General features: G+C 51.4%; 7 protein-coding genes. 6 read left to right on the top strand and 1 reads right to left on the bottom strand.

Annotated features, from left to right (window positions below; translation table 11 throughout):
* Window positions 1-8: 8 nt before the first annotated feature.
* The 3 genes from A7K91_RS19675 to A7K91_RS19665 all read left to right on the top strand — a co-directional run bounded on the left by A7K91_RS19675 (window position 9) and on the right by A7K91_RS19665 (window position 4,228).
* Entirely contained in the window at window positions 9-1,223 is a 1,215-nt protein-coding gene (locus tag A7K91_RS19675) for a murein hydrolase activator EnvC family protein (protein ID WP_068685924.1), read from the top strand.
* A gap of 174 nt (window positions 1,224-1,397) precedes the next feature.
* Entirely contained in the window at window positions 1,398-2,852 is a 1,455-nt protein-coding gene (locus tag A7K91_RS19670) for a S41 family peptidase (RefSeq protein ID WP_068685922.1), read from the top strand.
* Between the two features lie 89 nt (window positions 2,853-2,941).
* Window positions 2,942-4,228 carry a PDZ domain-containing protein gene (locus A7K91_RS19665; protein WP_068685920.1) on the top strand — a complete coding sequence of 429 codons (1,287 nt, stop codon included), beginning with the start codon at window positions 2,942-2,944 and terminating at the stop codon, window positions 4,226-4,228.
* A gap of 194 nt (window positions 4,229-4,422) precedes the next feature.
* Here A7K91_RS19665 and A7K91_RS19660 read toward each other — a convergent pair whose 3' ends face one another.
* Window positions 4,423-10,704 (bottom strand): SdrD B-like domain-containing protein, encoded by a 6,282-nt coding sequence (locus A7K91_RS19660; protein ID WP_068685918.1) that lies wholly within the window; start codon window positions 10,702-10,704, stop codon window positions 4,423-4,425.
* Window positions 10,705-10,992: 288 nt separating this feature from the next.
* On the opposite strand from A7K91_RS19660, the gene A7K91_RS19655 reads away from it, so the two are divergent.
* From A7K91_RS19655 to uvrA, 3 genes are all read left to right on the top strand, one after another.
* Entirely contained in the window at window positions 10,993-12,138 is a 1,146-nt protein-coding gene (locus tag A7K91_RS19655; protein ID WP_245697710.1) for a response regulator, read from the top strand.
* Between the two features lie 340 nt (window positions 12,139-12,478).
* Complete coding sequence (gene uvrB, locus A7K91_RS19650) at window positions 12,479-14,482, top strand: excinuclease ABC subunit UvrB (RefSeq protein ID WP_068685914.1); 2,004 nt, start codon at window positions 12,479-12,481, stop codon at window positions 14,480-14,482.
* 12 nt (window positions 14,483-14,494) lie between these two features.
* A complete protein-coding gene (gene uvrA, locus A7K91_RS19645) occupies window positions 14,495-17,374 on the top strand; it encodes an excinuclease ABC subunit UvrA (RefSeq protein ID WP_068685912.1) in 2,880 nt (959 codons plus the stop codon).
* Window positions 17,375-17,459 lie beyond the last annotated feature (85 nt).

The following is a 17,459-nucleotide window of genomic DNA, read 5'->3' as shown; positions in this document are numbered from 1 at the left end:
ACCGGTGGATGAAAAGGTTGTTATTAGTGCTGATTGCGGTTGTTATGTTAACCAGCTTTGCTGTGGAGCCGGGAGATAGCGAAGCTTCTTCCCTTTCCCAAATCGAGCGCGATCTTGCCAATGCAAGGCAGCAGATCAAGGAGGCGGAACGCAAAGCGGCGGCCGCGGAGAGAGAAGCGGGCTCAGTCGAGCAGCAGCAGAAGGACCTCACGATCAAAAAAGAGGATACCCAAAAGGAGCTTAACCAGCTTCTGGCGGATATTGATAAAGTCGTTGTGGAAAAAAACAAGACGGAAGCCCAGTTAAAGGCGAAGGAAGAAGAGCTGATTGAAACGGGCGTTCAGCTGGATGAGGCGGTTGCGCGGGTTGAAAAGCGGGACGAGCTGCTCCAGTCCAGAATGCGTCTGATGTATACAAACGGCTTTGTGTCCTACATGGATGTTTTGCTTAGCGCAAACAGCTTTAGCGACTTTCTGGACCGGTTTGATGCGCTGCAAACGATACTGAATTCCGACAAGGATATTCTGGAGGCGCATAAAAAAGATAAAGCGCTTGTTGAGGAGAAAAAAGCCCAGGTCGAAGTCCAGCTGGCCGAGGTTCAGGATTTATTCCATGAGCTTGAGCTGAAGCAGGCGGATCTGGTCAAAAAAGAAGCGGAAAAAGAAGTGCTGATTGCCAGCTATAACAAAAATCTGGACGAGATGTCGGATACGCTGGAGCAGCTGGTTGTGATCAGCGAGGAGCAGGAAAAGCTGCTGCTGGAGCTGGCTGCCAAGGTGTCCAAGCTGAACAGCGAGAAAAAACGAATTCAAAATCCGTATAGCGGCGGCAAGCTGGGCATGCCGATTACAGGCAACTATCGGATAACCTCCAACTTCGGCACTCGTGTTCATCCCATCACCGGTCAAAAGCATACGCATACGGGCATCGATTTTGCGGCGCCATCGGGAACAGCCATTTATGCGGCTGAAGCCGGCGTTGTTATCGTATCGCAAGCCTGGAGCGGTTACGGCAATGCCATCGTGATTGACCATGGCAATGGCCTGTGGACCTTGTACGCCCATATTCGCAACGGCGGCTTGCTGGTTAACGTTGGCGACAGCGTCAAAAAAGGCAGCAAAATCGCCGAGGTCGGCAGCACGGGCAACTCCACGGGGCCGCACCTGCATTTTGAAGTGAGAAAAAATGAAGTAGCGGTTAATCCTGGCGGATATTTGAAATAATGATTTAAATAGCTCCATGGAATAAATAAGAGGCAGCCCGGACAGGTCGTGTTTCCAACACAACCTGGGGGCTGCCCTTGTTGTCCATTAATGGGATATAATAAATAATGATCCCATGCCTGTCATATACTATGATGGTCTTGCAGCTTCGAAATCAAGAAGGTGGTGTACCGGGTGTATTTTAAAGGACGTACAGTCATTACGTTTGTTCTATTGACCATGATCGCCTCTGCAGTTGTTACAATAACGGTCGCGGATCAATGGCTGGGGACGAAAAAGCCGCTTGCCGCGGTTGCCGCCGCTGCCGATGAAGGCAAGGCAAGCTCGCTCAGGCAGGACGAATTGGCCAAAATCAATGCCGTGCTGGAGCTGATCGAATCCAAGTTTTATGAAAAGGTCGAGCGGAAGGAGCTGCTTGACGGCGCGGTTAACGGCATTATGAATGCGCTTGGCGATCCTTACTCCGTCTATATGGAGGAGGACGACGCCCAGCATTTTTCGGAGTCGATCGAAGGCTCTTTTTCCGGCATTGGCGCCGAGGTGACGATGGATAATAATAAAATCGTCGTTGTATCGCCTATTAAAGGTTCTCCGGCGGAACGCTCCGGCATGCTTGCCAAGGATGTTTTGATCTCCGTCAACGGAGAAAGTCTGGAAGGGCTGAACCTCCAGGAGGCCGTTGCCAAAATACGGGGTCCCAAAGGGACAAAAGCCAAAATCGTTGTGCAGCGCACCGGCTTTTCCGAGCCGATACAGCTTGTGCTGATCAGAGACGACATTGATGTCGAGACGGTTTATGGCAGCCTTCGTCCAGATGGCATCGGAGTCATCGAAATTCGCCAATTTTCCATGAATACGGCCAAGCGGTTCAAGGAAGAGCTGGAGAAGCTGGAGGGCGAAGGGATGAAGGGGCTGGTGCTGGATGTCCGCAACAATCCGGGAGGCGTTCTTCCGGTAGTGGTGGAGATGTCCCAGCTGCTTATGAAGCCAGGCTCGACGGTGGTGCAGGTGGAGGATCGCAACGGAAACCGGGAGAAGACGCTGGCCAAGGGCGGGGAGCAAAAGAAATATCCCATCGCGGTATTGACCAACAAAGGCAGCGCAAGCGCGTCCGAAATATTGGCAGGCGCTTTGCAGGAAGCTGCTGGAGCTACTGTGGTTGGTGAAAAATCGTTTGGCAAAGGCACCGTTCAGGTCAGCTACAATAAAACGCTTGGAGATGGAAGCCTGGTCAAAATGACCATTGCCAAATGGCTGACGCCAAATGGAAACTGGATTCATGGCGAAGGCATCACCCCTGATCTTGCTGTAGAGCCGCATGAGCTTTATACAGTGGCTCGTCTTACGCTGGAGGATTCATTGAAGCCGGACAGCTTGAGCGAGGCGGTGCGCAGCGCTCAGGTGATGCTGCACGGCCTTGGCTTTGATCCGTCGCGGGCCGATGGCTATTATAGCCAGGAAACGGTTCAAGCGGTCAAGCAATTCCAGCAAAAGAGCGGCTTGCCTGCTAATGGAGTCATTGACAAGAAGACAGCAGATAAGCTGGAGCAGGAAGTGATCTCGTGGCTGCAGAAGGATGAACATGACATCCAGCTGCAGGCGGCGATTAAAGCATTGGGAAGGAAATAGCTCCCGCACGTCGAATTACTAGAAGGTCCGCTTCGTTTGATGAAGCAGGGCCTTCTTGTTTTTTGACCACATGGGGAGTTGAATAAGCGGTGGATACAGTTCAAGCGATGTTGTCTTCGATTGGCTCGGCTGTTCTCGGCATGGCGGCGCAGCCGTTTTACTATATAGCGGTATTCCTCATTGCCATGCATTATTTGCGTCAAATCCGAGTGGAGCGGCAGCTGTTTGCCGTTAAGCTGCATAATTGGGTCCGGTTAACCCTGACCGCGATAGGCGTCGGCATGCTGATCGGGCTAGGCCTATCGGCGGCGTCCCTGTTTTTGGGTCCGGCGATAACGCCAGCGGCCGTTTTATGGCTCTGGAGCATTGCTGCTTTGCTTATGCTGGTACGTATCCGCTACCTGTGCTTCGCCTATAGCGCGGGCATTATTGCGCTTCTGCAATGGCTTGCGGGCTTTACGGGGCTGGCGAGCCGAGGCGATTGGCTAGGGGAGCTTGTAGCCTCGCTAGCCGCCATTGATGCGGCAGGCCTGCTGCTGCTTGTAGCCCTGCTCCATCTGGCCGAAGCGCATCTTGTTTTTTGGCATGGGGATCGTCTGAAAACGCCATTGTTTCTTGAGGGCAAAAGAGGAAAGCTCGTTGGCGGCTACATGCTGCAAGGCTTTTGGCCCATTCCGCTGCTGCTGTTGGTTCCTGTAGAAGCGGGAGGAGGGGCGGCTGCAGGCGCGTGGGATATGCTTCCCTGGACGCCGCTGTTTGCCGGAGCCGATTCCGCTGGCTGGACGGTGGTTGCTCTGCCGATGGTAATCGGCTTTACGGAATTGACCAAAACCATGCTGCCGCGCCAAAAGGCAAGGCATACGGCCAAAGGCTTGCTGGTCTACAGCTTGTGTCTTGCGGCAGCCTCCATTGCGGCCTGGAAATGGCCAGTCCTTCTGCCCGTCGCTGCTGTATTCGCCATTGCGCTGCACGAAGCGCTGGTGTGGCGCAGCTCCATTGCGGAGCGCCGTGCAACGCCGCTATTTGTTCATGATGCCAGGGGCTTGAGAATTTTGGGCATTGTGCCGGGCACGCCTGCGGAAGCGATGGGCCTGCTGCCGGGAGAAATCCTGCAGAAGGTTAACGGGAAAAAGGTCTATTCCAAAGCGGAGCTATATGACGCGTTGGCGCTGAATCCGGCCTTTTGCAAGCTGGAGATCCTGAACGAGTCCGGCGAATTGAAATTTGCCCAGCGCGCCCGATATGCCGGCGAGCATCATCAGCTAGGCGTTATTCTGGCGCCGGATGAAGCGGCGAATTTCTACGCCGGAGGGCTGTCGGTTTCGATCGTGGGCTGGTTAAAGGCAAGAAAAGCATCCAATCGTCGCCAGGCATAGTGTAGTGAGTGTGGATCAACGGACTTAAAAACTTCAATCCACAAGGCTGCGGGAACTGAAGAGGCTGGCTGATTCGGGAGAACATAGCTTATAAGAAAAAAAGGCTTTCGCATCATTTCGGTGCGAAAGCCTTTTTCATGCGAAAGCCCTTTTCAATGGAACTAACCTTTTATACGGGTGCTGCTTTTTCTCTATTAGCTGGTTTTACGTTTCTTGGCCAATCGGAGGGCGATGCCTCCACCAATCAGGATGGAGCCTAGCAGGTAGAAGAGCAGATAGCTTTCCTGCCCGGTTTTTGGCAGCTTGGTTACGCCATCTGGCGAGCTGTCTATACCGCCCTCCGGAATGGGATCAACGTCGATTTCAAACCAGATTTCCTCTTCATTGCCATCTTTGTCTACTACAATGACAGAGAATTTGTCCTTGCCTGTAAAGCCCGGTTTAGGCGTATAGGTCCATTTGCCATCCGGCGTAATCGTAATGCCGCCGTTAGCAGGCGGAGTGCCGATCTCGGTCGTGCCCTCCGACGGTACCTTCACAGTGCCGCCTACCGGTTTTTCCTCATCCGTTTTTTCAGTTACCGGAGTTGGTGTCGGACCGGTTGTTGGCGTCGGCGCAGGCGTTGTGCCCGGAGCCGGTGTTGGTGTCGGCGTTTCTGTTTGTGTTGGTCCACCCGGCGTTGGCGTCGGCGTTGGACCTCCTGGTGTAGGCGTTGCTCCCGGCTCTTCCGTTCCAGGCGAAGGCGTCGGTGTCGGGAAGATCGGAGGATTAATAATAAAGTAATACCCCTGATCAATCGTCATGTCCCGCCATACGGCAGGTGCAGCGCCCCCGATAGAAATAACCTCTGTGTACCCGCCTAAAATCGGATTTGAATCTTCGTCAGCCGCAACGCCGGCAGCTCCGGCCTTGGTCGCGAAATAACCGGATGGCGTCGTGAACTGAACAAAATAGTCGCCGGCGAACAAATGGTCAAACAGGTAGTAGCCAGGTTTGCCGTTTTTGTCGGCCGTGACGGTTTGGGCAATCAGCTTTTTGTCGGTATCAAACAGCTTCACCGTAACGCCGTTCATTCCACGTGCGTCTTCTTCATCCTGTTTTCCGTTGTAGTTGACATCGATCCAGACGTAATCGCCGATTGCGCCTTTACGGACCAGACCGAAGTCAATCGTGAGATCCTCCCAACCCTTTGGAGCCGTCTCGCCGATTTTGATTACATCGGTAAAGCCGTTTGCATGTGTCGCATTAGAATCAAGCTCGTCAGCGCCTGCGCCGCTGCCTTGCTCCGCAAGCGTCACCTCATAGTTGTCGTCAAAAACGACTTGAACATAGTAGTTGCCGCTTGCCAGATTATCGAACAGATAATAGCCGGGTTTTCCGTCAGGGCCATTAGCAGTTACGGTTTCGGCATAAGCCGGGCCTGTAGTGCCATTTTTGAATAGCTTGACAGTAATGCCATTCAGGCCTTCTGAAGCGTCTTCGTCCTGAATGCCGTTGCGATTGCGATCCAGCCAAACGTAGTTGCCGATTACGCCTTTGGCCACAAGCCCCAAATCAATGCTTGGGTTGACCCAGCCGTAAGGCGTTTCGTTTTCCCCAATGACGATAGCTTTGGTGATATGGTTGCTATCGATCCAGTTGGAGCCGTCCGGCGCGTCGTTATCTGATTCTGTTACCGTTTTGTCATACTCCTCAGGGTATTCGAATTTCACGTAATACGTGCCCTGCGGAAGCTCCTTAAAGTTATAGTAACCAGGACGTCCGTTATCCGTTTTGGTTACTGTGGTTTTGTAAGGCGTGCCTGTTGGCGTATCGCGGTACAAAGAAACCTTGACGCCGTTGATGCCATGCTCAGGACCTTCATCCTGAATGCCGTTCCAGTTGCGGTCATGCCATACGTAGTTTCCGATTGCTCCTTTACCGGTAAAGCCAAGGTCGATAGTCATATCCTCCCATTTGCTTGGGCCGATTGGAATCGGATTTACGGTCAGGCCTTTGTCAGCTCCGCTTGTATGGATGCGGTTGGAATCATTATCGCTAGTGGAGCCGGAGGATTCCATTTTTGCCAGATCATAAATGGATGGCGTTTGGAACCATACATAATAATTACCTGCTTCCAGATGGTCGAACAGATATTTCCCATCCAGATCGGTTTGGACGGTATCCACAAGCTCGCGGGTTGCTCCGTTATCCTTGTACAGCTTGACCTCGATGCCCTGGATGCCGGGTTCTCCGGCTTCCTGAATGCCGTTGTCGTTGCTGTCGAACCAAACGTAGTCGCCGATTTTGCCCAAGGCAACAACGCCAAAATCGATGGTTGGATCTATCCATTTGGCAGGTCCGATATTGATTTCTCCAGTTCTGTACTTGGTGCGGTTATCGGCTGTTGTACCTTCATCCGTTGTTGGGTTGGAGTCCTGGTTATCCAGTCCAACGCCGGCTGTTGTCCGATTGTAGCTGACGGGAAGCAGGAATTCCACCCAATACTTGCCGCCTAGCAGCTGATCAAACCAGTAGTAGCCAGGCTCGCCCGCTTTGTCATGGCCAACAGGATGATTGCCGGTTGTTGTGCGTTCAACCTCAACGGCAGCTCCGCCAACCTCCTTATACAAAACAACCTCAATGCCGTTCAGGCCTTTTTCCTTGTCATGCGTATATTGACGGCCATTACGGTCCCAATCGAGCCATACATAATCGCCAATCGCGCCTCTTGGCACGAGGCCAAGGTCGATGGTCAGGTCTTCGAAGTTATTGCTGCGGTCAATTGTAATTTTGTCCGTTTTCCGGTTGCTGTCCAGCGGATTGGAATCCGTGCCGGGGCTTCCGGATACATTTTTGGTAAGCTCATAATCCTGAGGCCATTGGAACTGGACATAATAGTCGCCTGGCTCAAGATCATCAAACAAATATTTTCCGTCATTGTCGGTTGTAGTCGTAGCAATGGCGGTGTCAGGATCGCCGTCCTTGAAGAGCTTGACTGTAATGCCGGCAACTCCGTCCTCATCGGCATCCTGAAGGCCGTTGCGGTTTTTGTCCCACCAGACATAATCTCCGATACGTCCGGAGCCGATCACGTTTTCGGCGGTGACTTCAACATTTGTTTTTGAATTGATGACTACGTCGATTGGAGTGAGGTCCAGCTTGTAGCCTGCCGGAGCGGTTTTCTCAATCAGCTCGTATTGGCCAAACGGCACATTGGTAAATGTAATAGTGCCCGTGTTGTCAGTCGTCAAATCTACGGAGTAGCTGCCCTGTTTAGCCCTAAGCGTAAATTCAGCGCCGGAGAGCAGTTCGTCCTGCTTGTCTGCCGCTACCTTCTTGAGCGTGACGCTGCCCCTGTAGTTGGTGCTGCCAGGGAACGAAAATCCGTCTGCGCTGCTTTTGATGAAGGAATGGCGCTCCTGGGCTTGAGTGGATGTAACCGTCCGTTCTTTTGCGCTAAACTCATAACTATTGGTTGTGTTGCCTCCAACATTTTCGGCCAGAAGAGTCCGGTAAACCAGCTTATAGGCCTTTTCCGTTGTTTGCGGATTCAGCAGCTCCAGCGTAAACATCGACCGATTCGGGTCCGCCGGGTTTTGGTCGAATGTCAACCTGTAATCATCCGTGTCAACCGGCGTCAATGTAAAGTCGCCATTCTGAGGCGCGCCGGAAGCATTAGGATTTGCTTTGTTCGGCACCGCTTCATACAACATGAAGGACTCCGGTATCAGTGTTTGAAATTGATCCGGGCGGTCCACCAGCTTGATTTCGCTAAGCTGCGACAAGCTTGGGTTCATCCAGATAGTCCATTCCGCCAGTCTCCAGCCGCTCGAGCCTTCGGGCTGGCTTATCCGCTTGTCGACAAAGGTATCTCCGAACGAAGGGGATACGCTTGCGCTCAAGGTGGCTTTGTGCAGGCTGTTGCTGCTGCTAAAGGTAGCTGTATTATGGACGGTTTTTGGCACAAGCTTGCCTTTTAGCGTCGTCTTGAAGGTTACGAGATGCGGGCCGTTAATGGGAGCGGTAAAATCAATTTGCAATTGCCCGCTTGTGCTTCCGCTTCCCGGCACGTAGGCAGGGGTGTAGCCAGTCAGAACGGGTGCTCCCTCGCTCAGATTTCCATTTGCTGCCAGATTCATTTCTTTAATTACCAGCGAACCGTCCACATACTCCTGTCCGGACTGCAAGATATCAACCAGTCTGGCGGAATCCACTGTTTCATTATGGTAGTTAAAGAGCACATTCCATGTAATTTCTTTTGTTGTTGCGTCATAGCTGCCATTTTTGTAGCCATTATGCAGCGTATAGTCGTTAGGCTTAATTGTGTCGGAATCACTTTGGCTGCCCTTGCCCTGAAGCTCGGTTGTGCCAGTTGCCTTGTCTACGATTTGCTCCCAGAGGAATTGCCCTGTATTTTGGAAGGTATGATTGCTTGTCGGATTCCAGGGATTGCTGCTGCTATACAGCTCATAGTCGAAGGTTGTTGTGTATGTCACCGTGTGCTTTTGATTGAAGGAATAACTGTTGTCAAACGTAATGATGAATCCCGTTTCCCTGGACTCGGAGTCATGTGTGGGAGTGACGGTATATTGAGTTCCTTCCGTCAACTGGGTTCCGCTTCTGTCTGTGATGACCAGGGAGCCTGCATCAAGAGAAAGCCCAAGACGATTGAATGTATCCACAAGCTTCAACGGCTCTGAAGCAGAACCTTTGAACCAATAGTTATTGTTGTTCAGGTCAATTCTCCAGCTGATTTTTTTGCTTGCATAGTTGGTAAGCTGGCCCGACTTGTCTATAACTCTTTGTACATAGCTGTGGGATTCGCTGCTGCTTTTCGTGGGGTCAAAGCTGCTGCTGAACGTATTGGTTTTGTTATTGTTTTCCGTTACAGGAACCGAGTCCTTGGACCGGGTCTGGTATTGGATGACATAGGCGGAGGCAATTGTTCCGTTAAGCGTCAGCTCAAACTTATTTGCTTCAGTCCGGTCATTTCCGGCAGAGGCCGGAATTTCCTGCAAGGAAAACTGATCAGCACCCGCGCCTTGAACGATAGGCACCTTGGGATCAGCCGCAGTACCGTTATCGGCAACCTCTACCTTGGTCACCGTAAGACTTCCAGGCACAAGCTCGTGGCCTACAGGCAGAATATCCGTAATAACGGGATCGTCCATTTGGATTTGACCAAAATTGTATTCCAGCGTCCAGTTCACCGTATGGTTGTTTCCGGCTCCATTAGTATCGCTTGAATAGTTGCCTTTTGTTTTTTTGGTGAGCGGCCCGCGCTTCACGGTTACTTGCGCGCTGCTGGAGGCAATTTCAGCAGCGTCATCCAGTAAGGCGACTTTGTTTGTTAGCTGCTTGCCGTCTTGCGTAATGTCCGCCGTACCTTTTACGTCCGTTGCAACAAAGATGCGGTATGCCTTTGAAGTAGGCTGGTGACCAGGTCCTACCAGTTCAATTGTAATTGTGCCGGGAACGCCAGGCGCGGATGGCACATAATTAACGGTATAATCCGTTGCAGGATCCAGCGCAGCTGCTCCTTGAGTGATGTTGCCCTGAAGATTGACGGTCAACGGATAGATTTCCAGGCTGACAAACTCAAGCTCATCAGGCAGGGTGTCAACGATAACGGGTTTAGTAATGGTGCTTAGCTTGGTATTGACATCCATTGTCCAGAAAACCTTGGAGGTGTTTACCAAGCGGTCAAGTCCGCTATTTCCAACACCGTTGGTATTATCCAGATTCTTAGTAATGTTAGGACTGGAGCCAGTCCACTTAACCGGAAGGTTAATCGTTACGGTATTGCTGGCATTTACGGGGATTTCAATGATAAGCTCATTGTCCGTAATAACTGTCGTTTCCTCCAGCAGCGTTTCGATTTGCAAGCCGCCGCTAAGATAAAGCTCAGCGGGATCGGCAACATCCTGGGCTACGAAGTTAAGCGTAACCTGCTTGGCTGCTTGGTTGACAGTAAACGATCCGGCAGGACCCAGAGAGCCGTTCAAATCGCCCTCCAATTTCAAGCTTGCCGGCAGGTTAAAGGTATAGTCTCCGCCTTGTGTTGCGATGTTGGGATCAATTTCCCACTCGTATAGAAGCGTGAATGGGTATTGGGATTGCCCCAATTGAGTTTCAAATTCATTGGGATATCCTCCAATAGCGCCACTGGCATCAAAATACGCAAGCGTTTTTGGACCTGCTGCGGGAGAGGCGAAATAGGCCATCATTTCTTCTGCCGAGCCAAGCCTCGAGCCGTTCAGAAGCAAGGTTTGCTTCATGATGCTGTCCGGTACCGGAACGCCTGCAGCCGACGAATGCTGAATAACGCCAGCAAGCTGCACACTCTGCAATACCATCATTAGCGTTAGCGCCAGCGCGATACTTTTTCGCACCAAAGCATCCTTTGCGCCCAGAGGAGCCCCGCTGATGCCCAGCCAGTGCAGAATCCTCCTCTGCAGGGGGTTGCCTCCTCGTTTTAATCGTGAAGCTCTCATGTGTATCATTCCTTTCAAAATAGTAAATCCTGTTGTTTGACCGCCAACGCTGAACTGCTCAGAAAAATGTATGTAAATTTCTTAAGTACGCGGCAGAGCAGGCAATATGCGAACAAAAGAGATTATAACGGATGCATCTAGACAATTTCTGAACATTATTTTGTCAATAAATCGTATATAATGGTGACAGTATTTGTTCCATCAACACAACTTTTTGCTGATAGAAGCCGTACATATATAAGCCGCAGTCAACAGATTTGGAAATAGAGGTGCTCTCCATTGAAAATAATGCTTGTAGACGATGAAAGACTGGCTCTCGTCCAATTGGAAAAAGCGTTGCGCTCTATTGCCGAGCCGCTTCTGGAAGCTATTGAAATCGTTACTTTGCAAAATCCCGTCGAGGTGCTGGAGATGGCGGAGCGTTTTAAGCCGCAGGCGGCATTTCTGGATATTCACATGCCAGAGCTGTCCGGATTGCAGGTTGCGGAGCAGCTGCAGGAGCGGTTTCCCCATATCAGCATCGTGTTTCTGACGGCTTACGATCATTATGCGATCAAAGCCTTTGAGCTGAATGCCATCGACTATTTGCTAAAGCCGCTTGTTCAGCAGAGACTGGAGAAATCCTTTCAGCGGTTATTGCTGCGGGCAAGGCCGCTTCAGGAGATGGACAGGCCAGATACGGGGCGGCAGCCCAAGGTGCTGTTCAACTCACGCACCATACTCGTTGGAAAACCGGGCCAGTCGCCGGAGCTGCCGAAATGGCGTACAAACAAGGCACAGGAGCTTTTTGCCTATTTGCTGATGCGCAGAGGGGAAGCCGTTCATAAATCGACCATCCTTGAGCTCATGCTGCCGGAGCTGGACAAGAAAAAGGCCATGACCCAGCTCTATACCGTCATTTATCAGATCAGACAGTGTCTTCAGGCGCTGGATCTGGATATCACCATCAGCAATGTCAGCATACAGGAAAGCTATATTCTTCGGCTGGGAGAAAGTGTGACGGTCGAAACCGAGGAATGGGAGCGTCAAATAGAGCAAGCCCGCGAGAACCTCCCTGCAGGCTACGATACCATCGCGGAATTGCTGGCAGAGCATGACGGTGGATATTTGCGAGATCATGATTATTTGTGGGCGGAGCATGAACGGGAGAGAATCCGCCAGCTATGGCTTGGGCAAGCTCGCCTGCTGGCAAGCCATCTGAAGGAGCAGGGACGGCTTGAGGAACAGCTTCGTCTGCTGGAGAGGATTCAGGGGCTGGACCCGTTTCACGAGGCAGAGGGATTGGCCATCTTGACTTTGTATGACCGTTTGGGTCAATACGACAGAGTTCTTTTCTATTACAATTATTTGGAGACCGTTTTCAGAGAAGAATTGGACCTTCCGATTCCGGCGAGCGTTGCTGCCTGGATGGAGCAATGGAGAACACGGCAATAGCTTCCATTCCATTAAACCGCCATTGCAATCAATGGCGGTTTGGCGTTATAATGACAAGAACACACATTCCCATTTTGGGGTTGGACTGCATGACATAAAAGTCGACTATACTGTAGCTATATAAGTTAAACAATAGAAACATGCGGTAGGCCAGAGTGTGAATGGTTCTGGAGAAGCGAAGCGGTCGTTTGTGTTCCTGGATTTCACCATTTAACCCTTTTATTCAGGGAAATCTGGGAACAACTGCGATCGGAAGAACTTTTCACACGGCGGCCCTTTTCACAGTTGTTCAACTTGTATAGACCTTATTAAAGATATTAATGGGCTGGAGGGAAAAGAATTGGCTAAACCCGTGCAAGGAGAAAGCATCTTCCAACTGAGGAGCGAGTTTATGCCTCAAGGGGATCAGCCGCGGGCGATCAAGGACTTGGTGGAAGGCGTCAAAGCCGGCAAGCGCCATCAGACGCTGCTGGGGGCAACCGGCACGGGCAAAACCTATACCATTGCCAACGCCATAGCGGAATTGAACCGGCCAACGCTTGTCATCGCTCACAACAAGACGCTGGCAGCGCAGCTGTGCAGCGAGTTCAAGACCTTTTTCCCCGACAACGCCGTAGAATATTTTGTGAGCTATTATGATTACTATCAGCCCGAGGCTTACATTCCTTCAACGGATACCTTCATCGAAAAGGATTCCAGCATTAATGACGAAATCGACAAGCTCAGACACTCCGCGACCAGCGCTTTGTTTGATCGCCGGGACGTCATTATAGTGGCCAGCGTTTCCTGCATTTACGGCTTGGGTTCGCCTAAGGAATATGCCAGTCTGGTGCTGTCGCTCAGAGTCGGCATGGAAAAGTCCAGGGATAACATTCTTCACAAGCTTGTGGATATTCAATATACGAGAAATGATATCAGCTTTACGCGAGGCACGTTCCGGGTTCGGGGAGACGTTATTGAAATATTCCCTGTTGCCAATAATGAACGCGCCATACGGGTAGAGCTGTTCGGTGATGAAATCGAACGAATCTCGGAGATTGATGTATTAACAGGCGAAATTGTTGGCGAGCGCGAGCATATAGCTATCTTCCCTGCCTCCCACTTCGTTACTCAGGAAGAGACGATGAAGCTAGCGCTGGTTAATATCGAGCGCGAGCTGGAGGAGAGACTGGCGGAGCTGCGCGAAGCGGGCAAGCTGCTGGAGGCGCAGCGGCTGGAGCAGCGCACCCGCTATGATCTGGAGATGATGGCGGAGATGGGCTTTTGCTCCGGCATCGAGAACTACTCCGGCCCGCTGACGTTCCGGGAACGCGGGGCTACGCCCTATACGCTTCTGGATTATTTTCCGGAGGATATGCTGGTTGTCATTGACGAGTCCCATGTTTCACTGCCGCAGCTTCGAGCCATGTTCAACGGAGACCGCGCCCGTAAGGAAATGCTCGTTAATCACGGCTTCCGCTTGCCGTCGGCGATGGATAACCGTCCGCTGCGCTTTGAGGAATTTGAAGCAAAAACAAAGCAGCTGATTTACGTGTCGGCAACTCCCGGCCCTTACGAGCTGGAGCATTGCCCTTATATGACGGAGCAGATTATACGTCCAACGGGACTTGTGGACCCTATCATTGAAGTACGTCCAACCAAGGGGCAAATTGATGATTTGCTGAATGAAATCAGAGACCGGATGGCGAAGGACGAAAGAGTGCTCGTCACTACCCTTACGAAAAAAATGGCGGAGGATTTGACGGACTATTTGAAAGAGGTCGGGATTAAAGTCCGCTATCTCCACTCCGATATTAAAACCCTGGAACGGCTTGCCATCCTGCGTGATTTGAGACTTGGCGTTTTCCACGTGCTGGTCGGCATTAACCTGCTGAGAGAAGGCCTTGATTTGCCGGAGGTATCCCTGGTTACTATTTTGGATGCGGATAAGGAAGGCTTCCTGCGTTCCGACCGTTCTCTGATTCAAACAATCGGACGGGCAGCACGCAACAGCGAAGGCCGGGTGATTATGTACGGCGACAAAATCACCGATTCCATGGATCGTGCCATCAAGGAAACGGAAAGACGTCGCGCTATTCAAATGGCTTATAACAGCGAACACGGCATTGAGCCTCAGACGATTCGCAAGCGGGTCCATGATGTCATCGAAGCAACCAAGGTTGCGGAGAGCAAGGCGGACTACCTCACGGGTGCGGATGGCAGCAAGATGTCCAAAAAGGAACGTCAGTCGCTCATTCAGCGACTGGAGGCAGAAATGAAGGAAGCGGCAAAAAGCCTGCAGTTTGAGCGGGCGGCCGAGCTTCGGGACGCGCTGCTGGAGCTGCGCGCAGAAACGGGATCGTAGGAGGAGTAACCGGTGGCAAGTGACAAAATTGTAGTCAAAGGCGCCCGCGCCCATAATTTAAAAAATATTGATGTAACGATTCCCCGCGATAAGTTTGTTGTATTGACCGGACTTAGCGGCTCCGGTAAATCGTCGCTGGCATTTGATACGATTTATGCCGAAGGTCAACGCAGATACGTAGAATCGCTGAGCGCGTATGCCAGGCAGTTTCTAGGCCAGATGGAGAAGCCGGATGTCGACTCCATCGACGGCTTGTCTCCCGCGATTTCTATCGACCAAAAAACAACAAGCCGTAATCCGCGGTCTACGGTTGGCACAGTCACCGAAATTTACGATTATTTGCGTCTGTTGTTTGCACGTATCGGCAGACCTCATTGCCCGGATCACGGTATTGAAATAACGTCGCAAACCGTCCAGCAGATGGTCGACCGGATTATGGAATATCCGGAGCGCACTCGCCTGCAAATAATGGCGCCGCTTGTTTCAGGGCGCAAAGGCGAGCATACCAAGCTGTTTACGGATATTCAAAAGCAAGGTTTTGTTCGCGTCAGGGTTAACGGAGAGCTGCGCGACCTAAGCGAAAAGATTGAACTGGAAAAGAACAAAAAACATAATATTGAAGTTGTTGTTGACCGGATCGTCATCAAGCCGGATATTCATGCCCGCCTTGCGGACTCGCTGGAAACAGCGCTTAAGCTTGCGGAGGGCCGCGTTATTGTAGATGTTATGGACCAGGAAGAGCTGTTGTTCAGCTCCAACTTGGCTTGCCCGGAATGCGGCTTCAGCATACCGGAGCTGGCGCCGCGTATGTTTTCGTTCAACAGCCCGTTTGGAGCTTGTCCGGAGTGCGACGGGCTTGGCGCCAAAATGATCGTTGACCCTGAGCTGCTGGTTCCCGATTCCGGCAAGAGCATTAAGGAAGGCGCATTTTTGGCCTGGGCGGGAAGCACCTCCAATTATTATCCGCAATTTTTAAGCGCGGTTTGCGGACACTACGGCATTCCGGAGGATGTTCCGGTTTCGGAGCTGGACCCGGAGCATATGAAAAAGCTGATGTACGGAACAGGCGGGGAACGCGTCCGTTTCATTTACGAAAATGATTTTGGCCACCGGAAGGAAGCCCATGTGCCTTTTGAAGGGATCGTTAACAATCTGGAGCGCCGTTATCGGGATACGCCTTCGGAATCCATGCGGGAGCATATCGAGGGTTATATGAGCGCCAAGCCTTGCGGCAGCTGCAAAGGTCAACGTCTGCGCAAGGAAACGCTGGCCGTTACAGTTGCCTCCGAAAATATCGCTTATGTCACGTCATTGTCCATTGGCGACGCACAGCGGTATTTCGATGGCCTTTCGCTAACGGAAAAGGAAAAAACCATCGCTAATCTCATCCTGAAGGAAATCAACAGCAGGCTGGGCTTCCTGGTTAATGTCGGCCTGGAATATTTGACGCTCAGCAGAGCGGCGGGTACGCTGTCCGGCGGCGAAGCGCAGCGGATTCGCCTGGCTACGCAAATCGGCTCCAGTTTAATGGGCGTTTTGTATATTCTGGACGAACCAAGCATCGGTCTGCATCAACGCGACAATGATCGGCTTATTGGAACACTGGAGCATATGCGCAATCTTGGCAATACGCTCATTGTGGTCGAGCATGACGAGGATACCATGATGGCTGCGGATTATATTATCGATATCGGGCCTGGAGCCGGCATTCATGGCGGACAAGTTATCGCTCAAGGAACGCCGGAAGAATTGATGCAGCATAAGGAATCCTTGACGGGACAATATTTGTCCGGACGCAAATTTATTGAGGTTCCGCTCCAGCGCCGTGACACTGGCGACAAATGGCTGGAGGTTCGCGGAGCTAAAGAAAACAATCTGCGGAATATTAATGTCAAAATTCCATTAGGTGTATTTACTGCAGTAACCGGTGTGTCTGGTTCGGGCAAATCAACCTTTGTTAATGAAATTTTGTACAAAACATTAGCACGCGACTTGAACAGGGCCAAGACTCGTCCAGGACAATACAAAGAGCTTCGCGGTCTGGAGCATTTGGAGAAGGTTGTTGATATTGACCAGTCGCCAATCGGCCGTACGCCGCGTTCCAACCCGGCTACGTATACCGGTGTTTTTGATGATATTCGCGATTTGTACGCCAATACGAACGAATCCAAGGTGCGCGGCTACAAAAAGGGGCGGTTTAGCTTTAACGTCAAAGGCGGGCGCTGCGAAGCCTGCCGTGGCGACGGCATTATCAAAATCGAAATGCATTTCCTTCCTGACGTATATGTGCCGTGCGAAATTTGCAAAGGCCAGCGCTATAACCGGGAAACGCTTGAAGTCCGCTACAAAGGGAAAAACATCGCGGATGTGTTGGATATGACGATTGAGGACGGTTGTTCTTTCTTTGAAAACATTCCGCGCATTCACCGCAAAATCAAAACGTTGATGGATGTTGGTCTGGGTTACATGAAGCTGGGACAGTCGGGAACAACCTTGTCAGGCGGCGAAGCGCAGCGCGTGAAGCTGGCGGCGGAGCTGTACCGCCGCAGCACAGGCAAAACCTTATATATTCTTGATGAGCCGACAACAGGTTTGCATGTTCATGATATTGACCGGCTGCTTGACGTTTTGCACCGTTTGGTGGAGTCGGGAGAGTCTGTTTTGGTCATTGAGCATAATCTGGATGTTATCAAAACCGCGGATTATATCATTGATTTAGGTCCCGAAGGGGGCAGCGGCGGCGGCACGATCGTAGCCGTCGGCACACCGGAAAAGGTTGTTGAGGTGGATGGCTCTTACACTGGCCGTTATCTCAAGCCGGTTCTAATACGTGACCGTGAAAGAACAGAAAACCGGTATAAAAGCAAAGAAGAGGTCGGCACCAAGCTATAAGCGTGGTACACCTCGAAAAGTGTGACAAAATTGTTACGAAAATGTTTCAGACTTGCATCGGAAGCGGGGAAAGGATAACATATAC

This window comes from Paenibacillus oryzae (genome assembly GCF_001675045.1).
In the GTDB taxonomy this organism is placed as follows: domain Bacteria; phylum Bacillota; class Bacilli; order Paenibacillales; family Paenibacillaceae; genus Pristimantibacillus; species Pristimantibacillus oryzae.
Note: the sequence above shows the minus strand (reverse complement) of the source record. Positions and strands in the feature narration are given on the sequence as shown.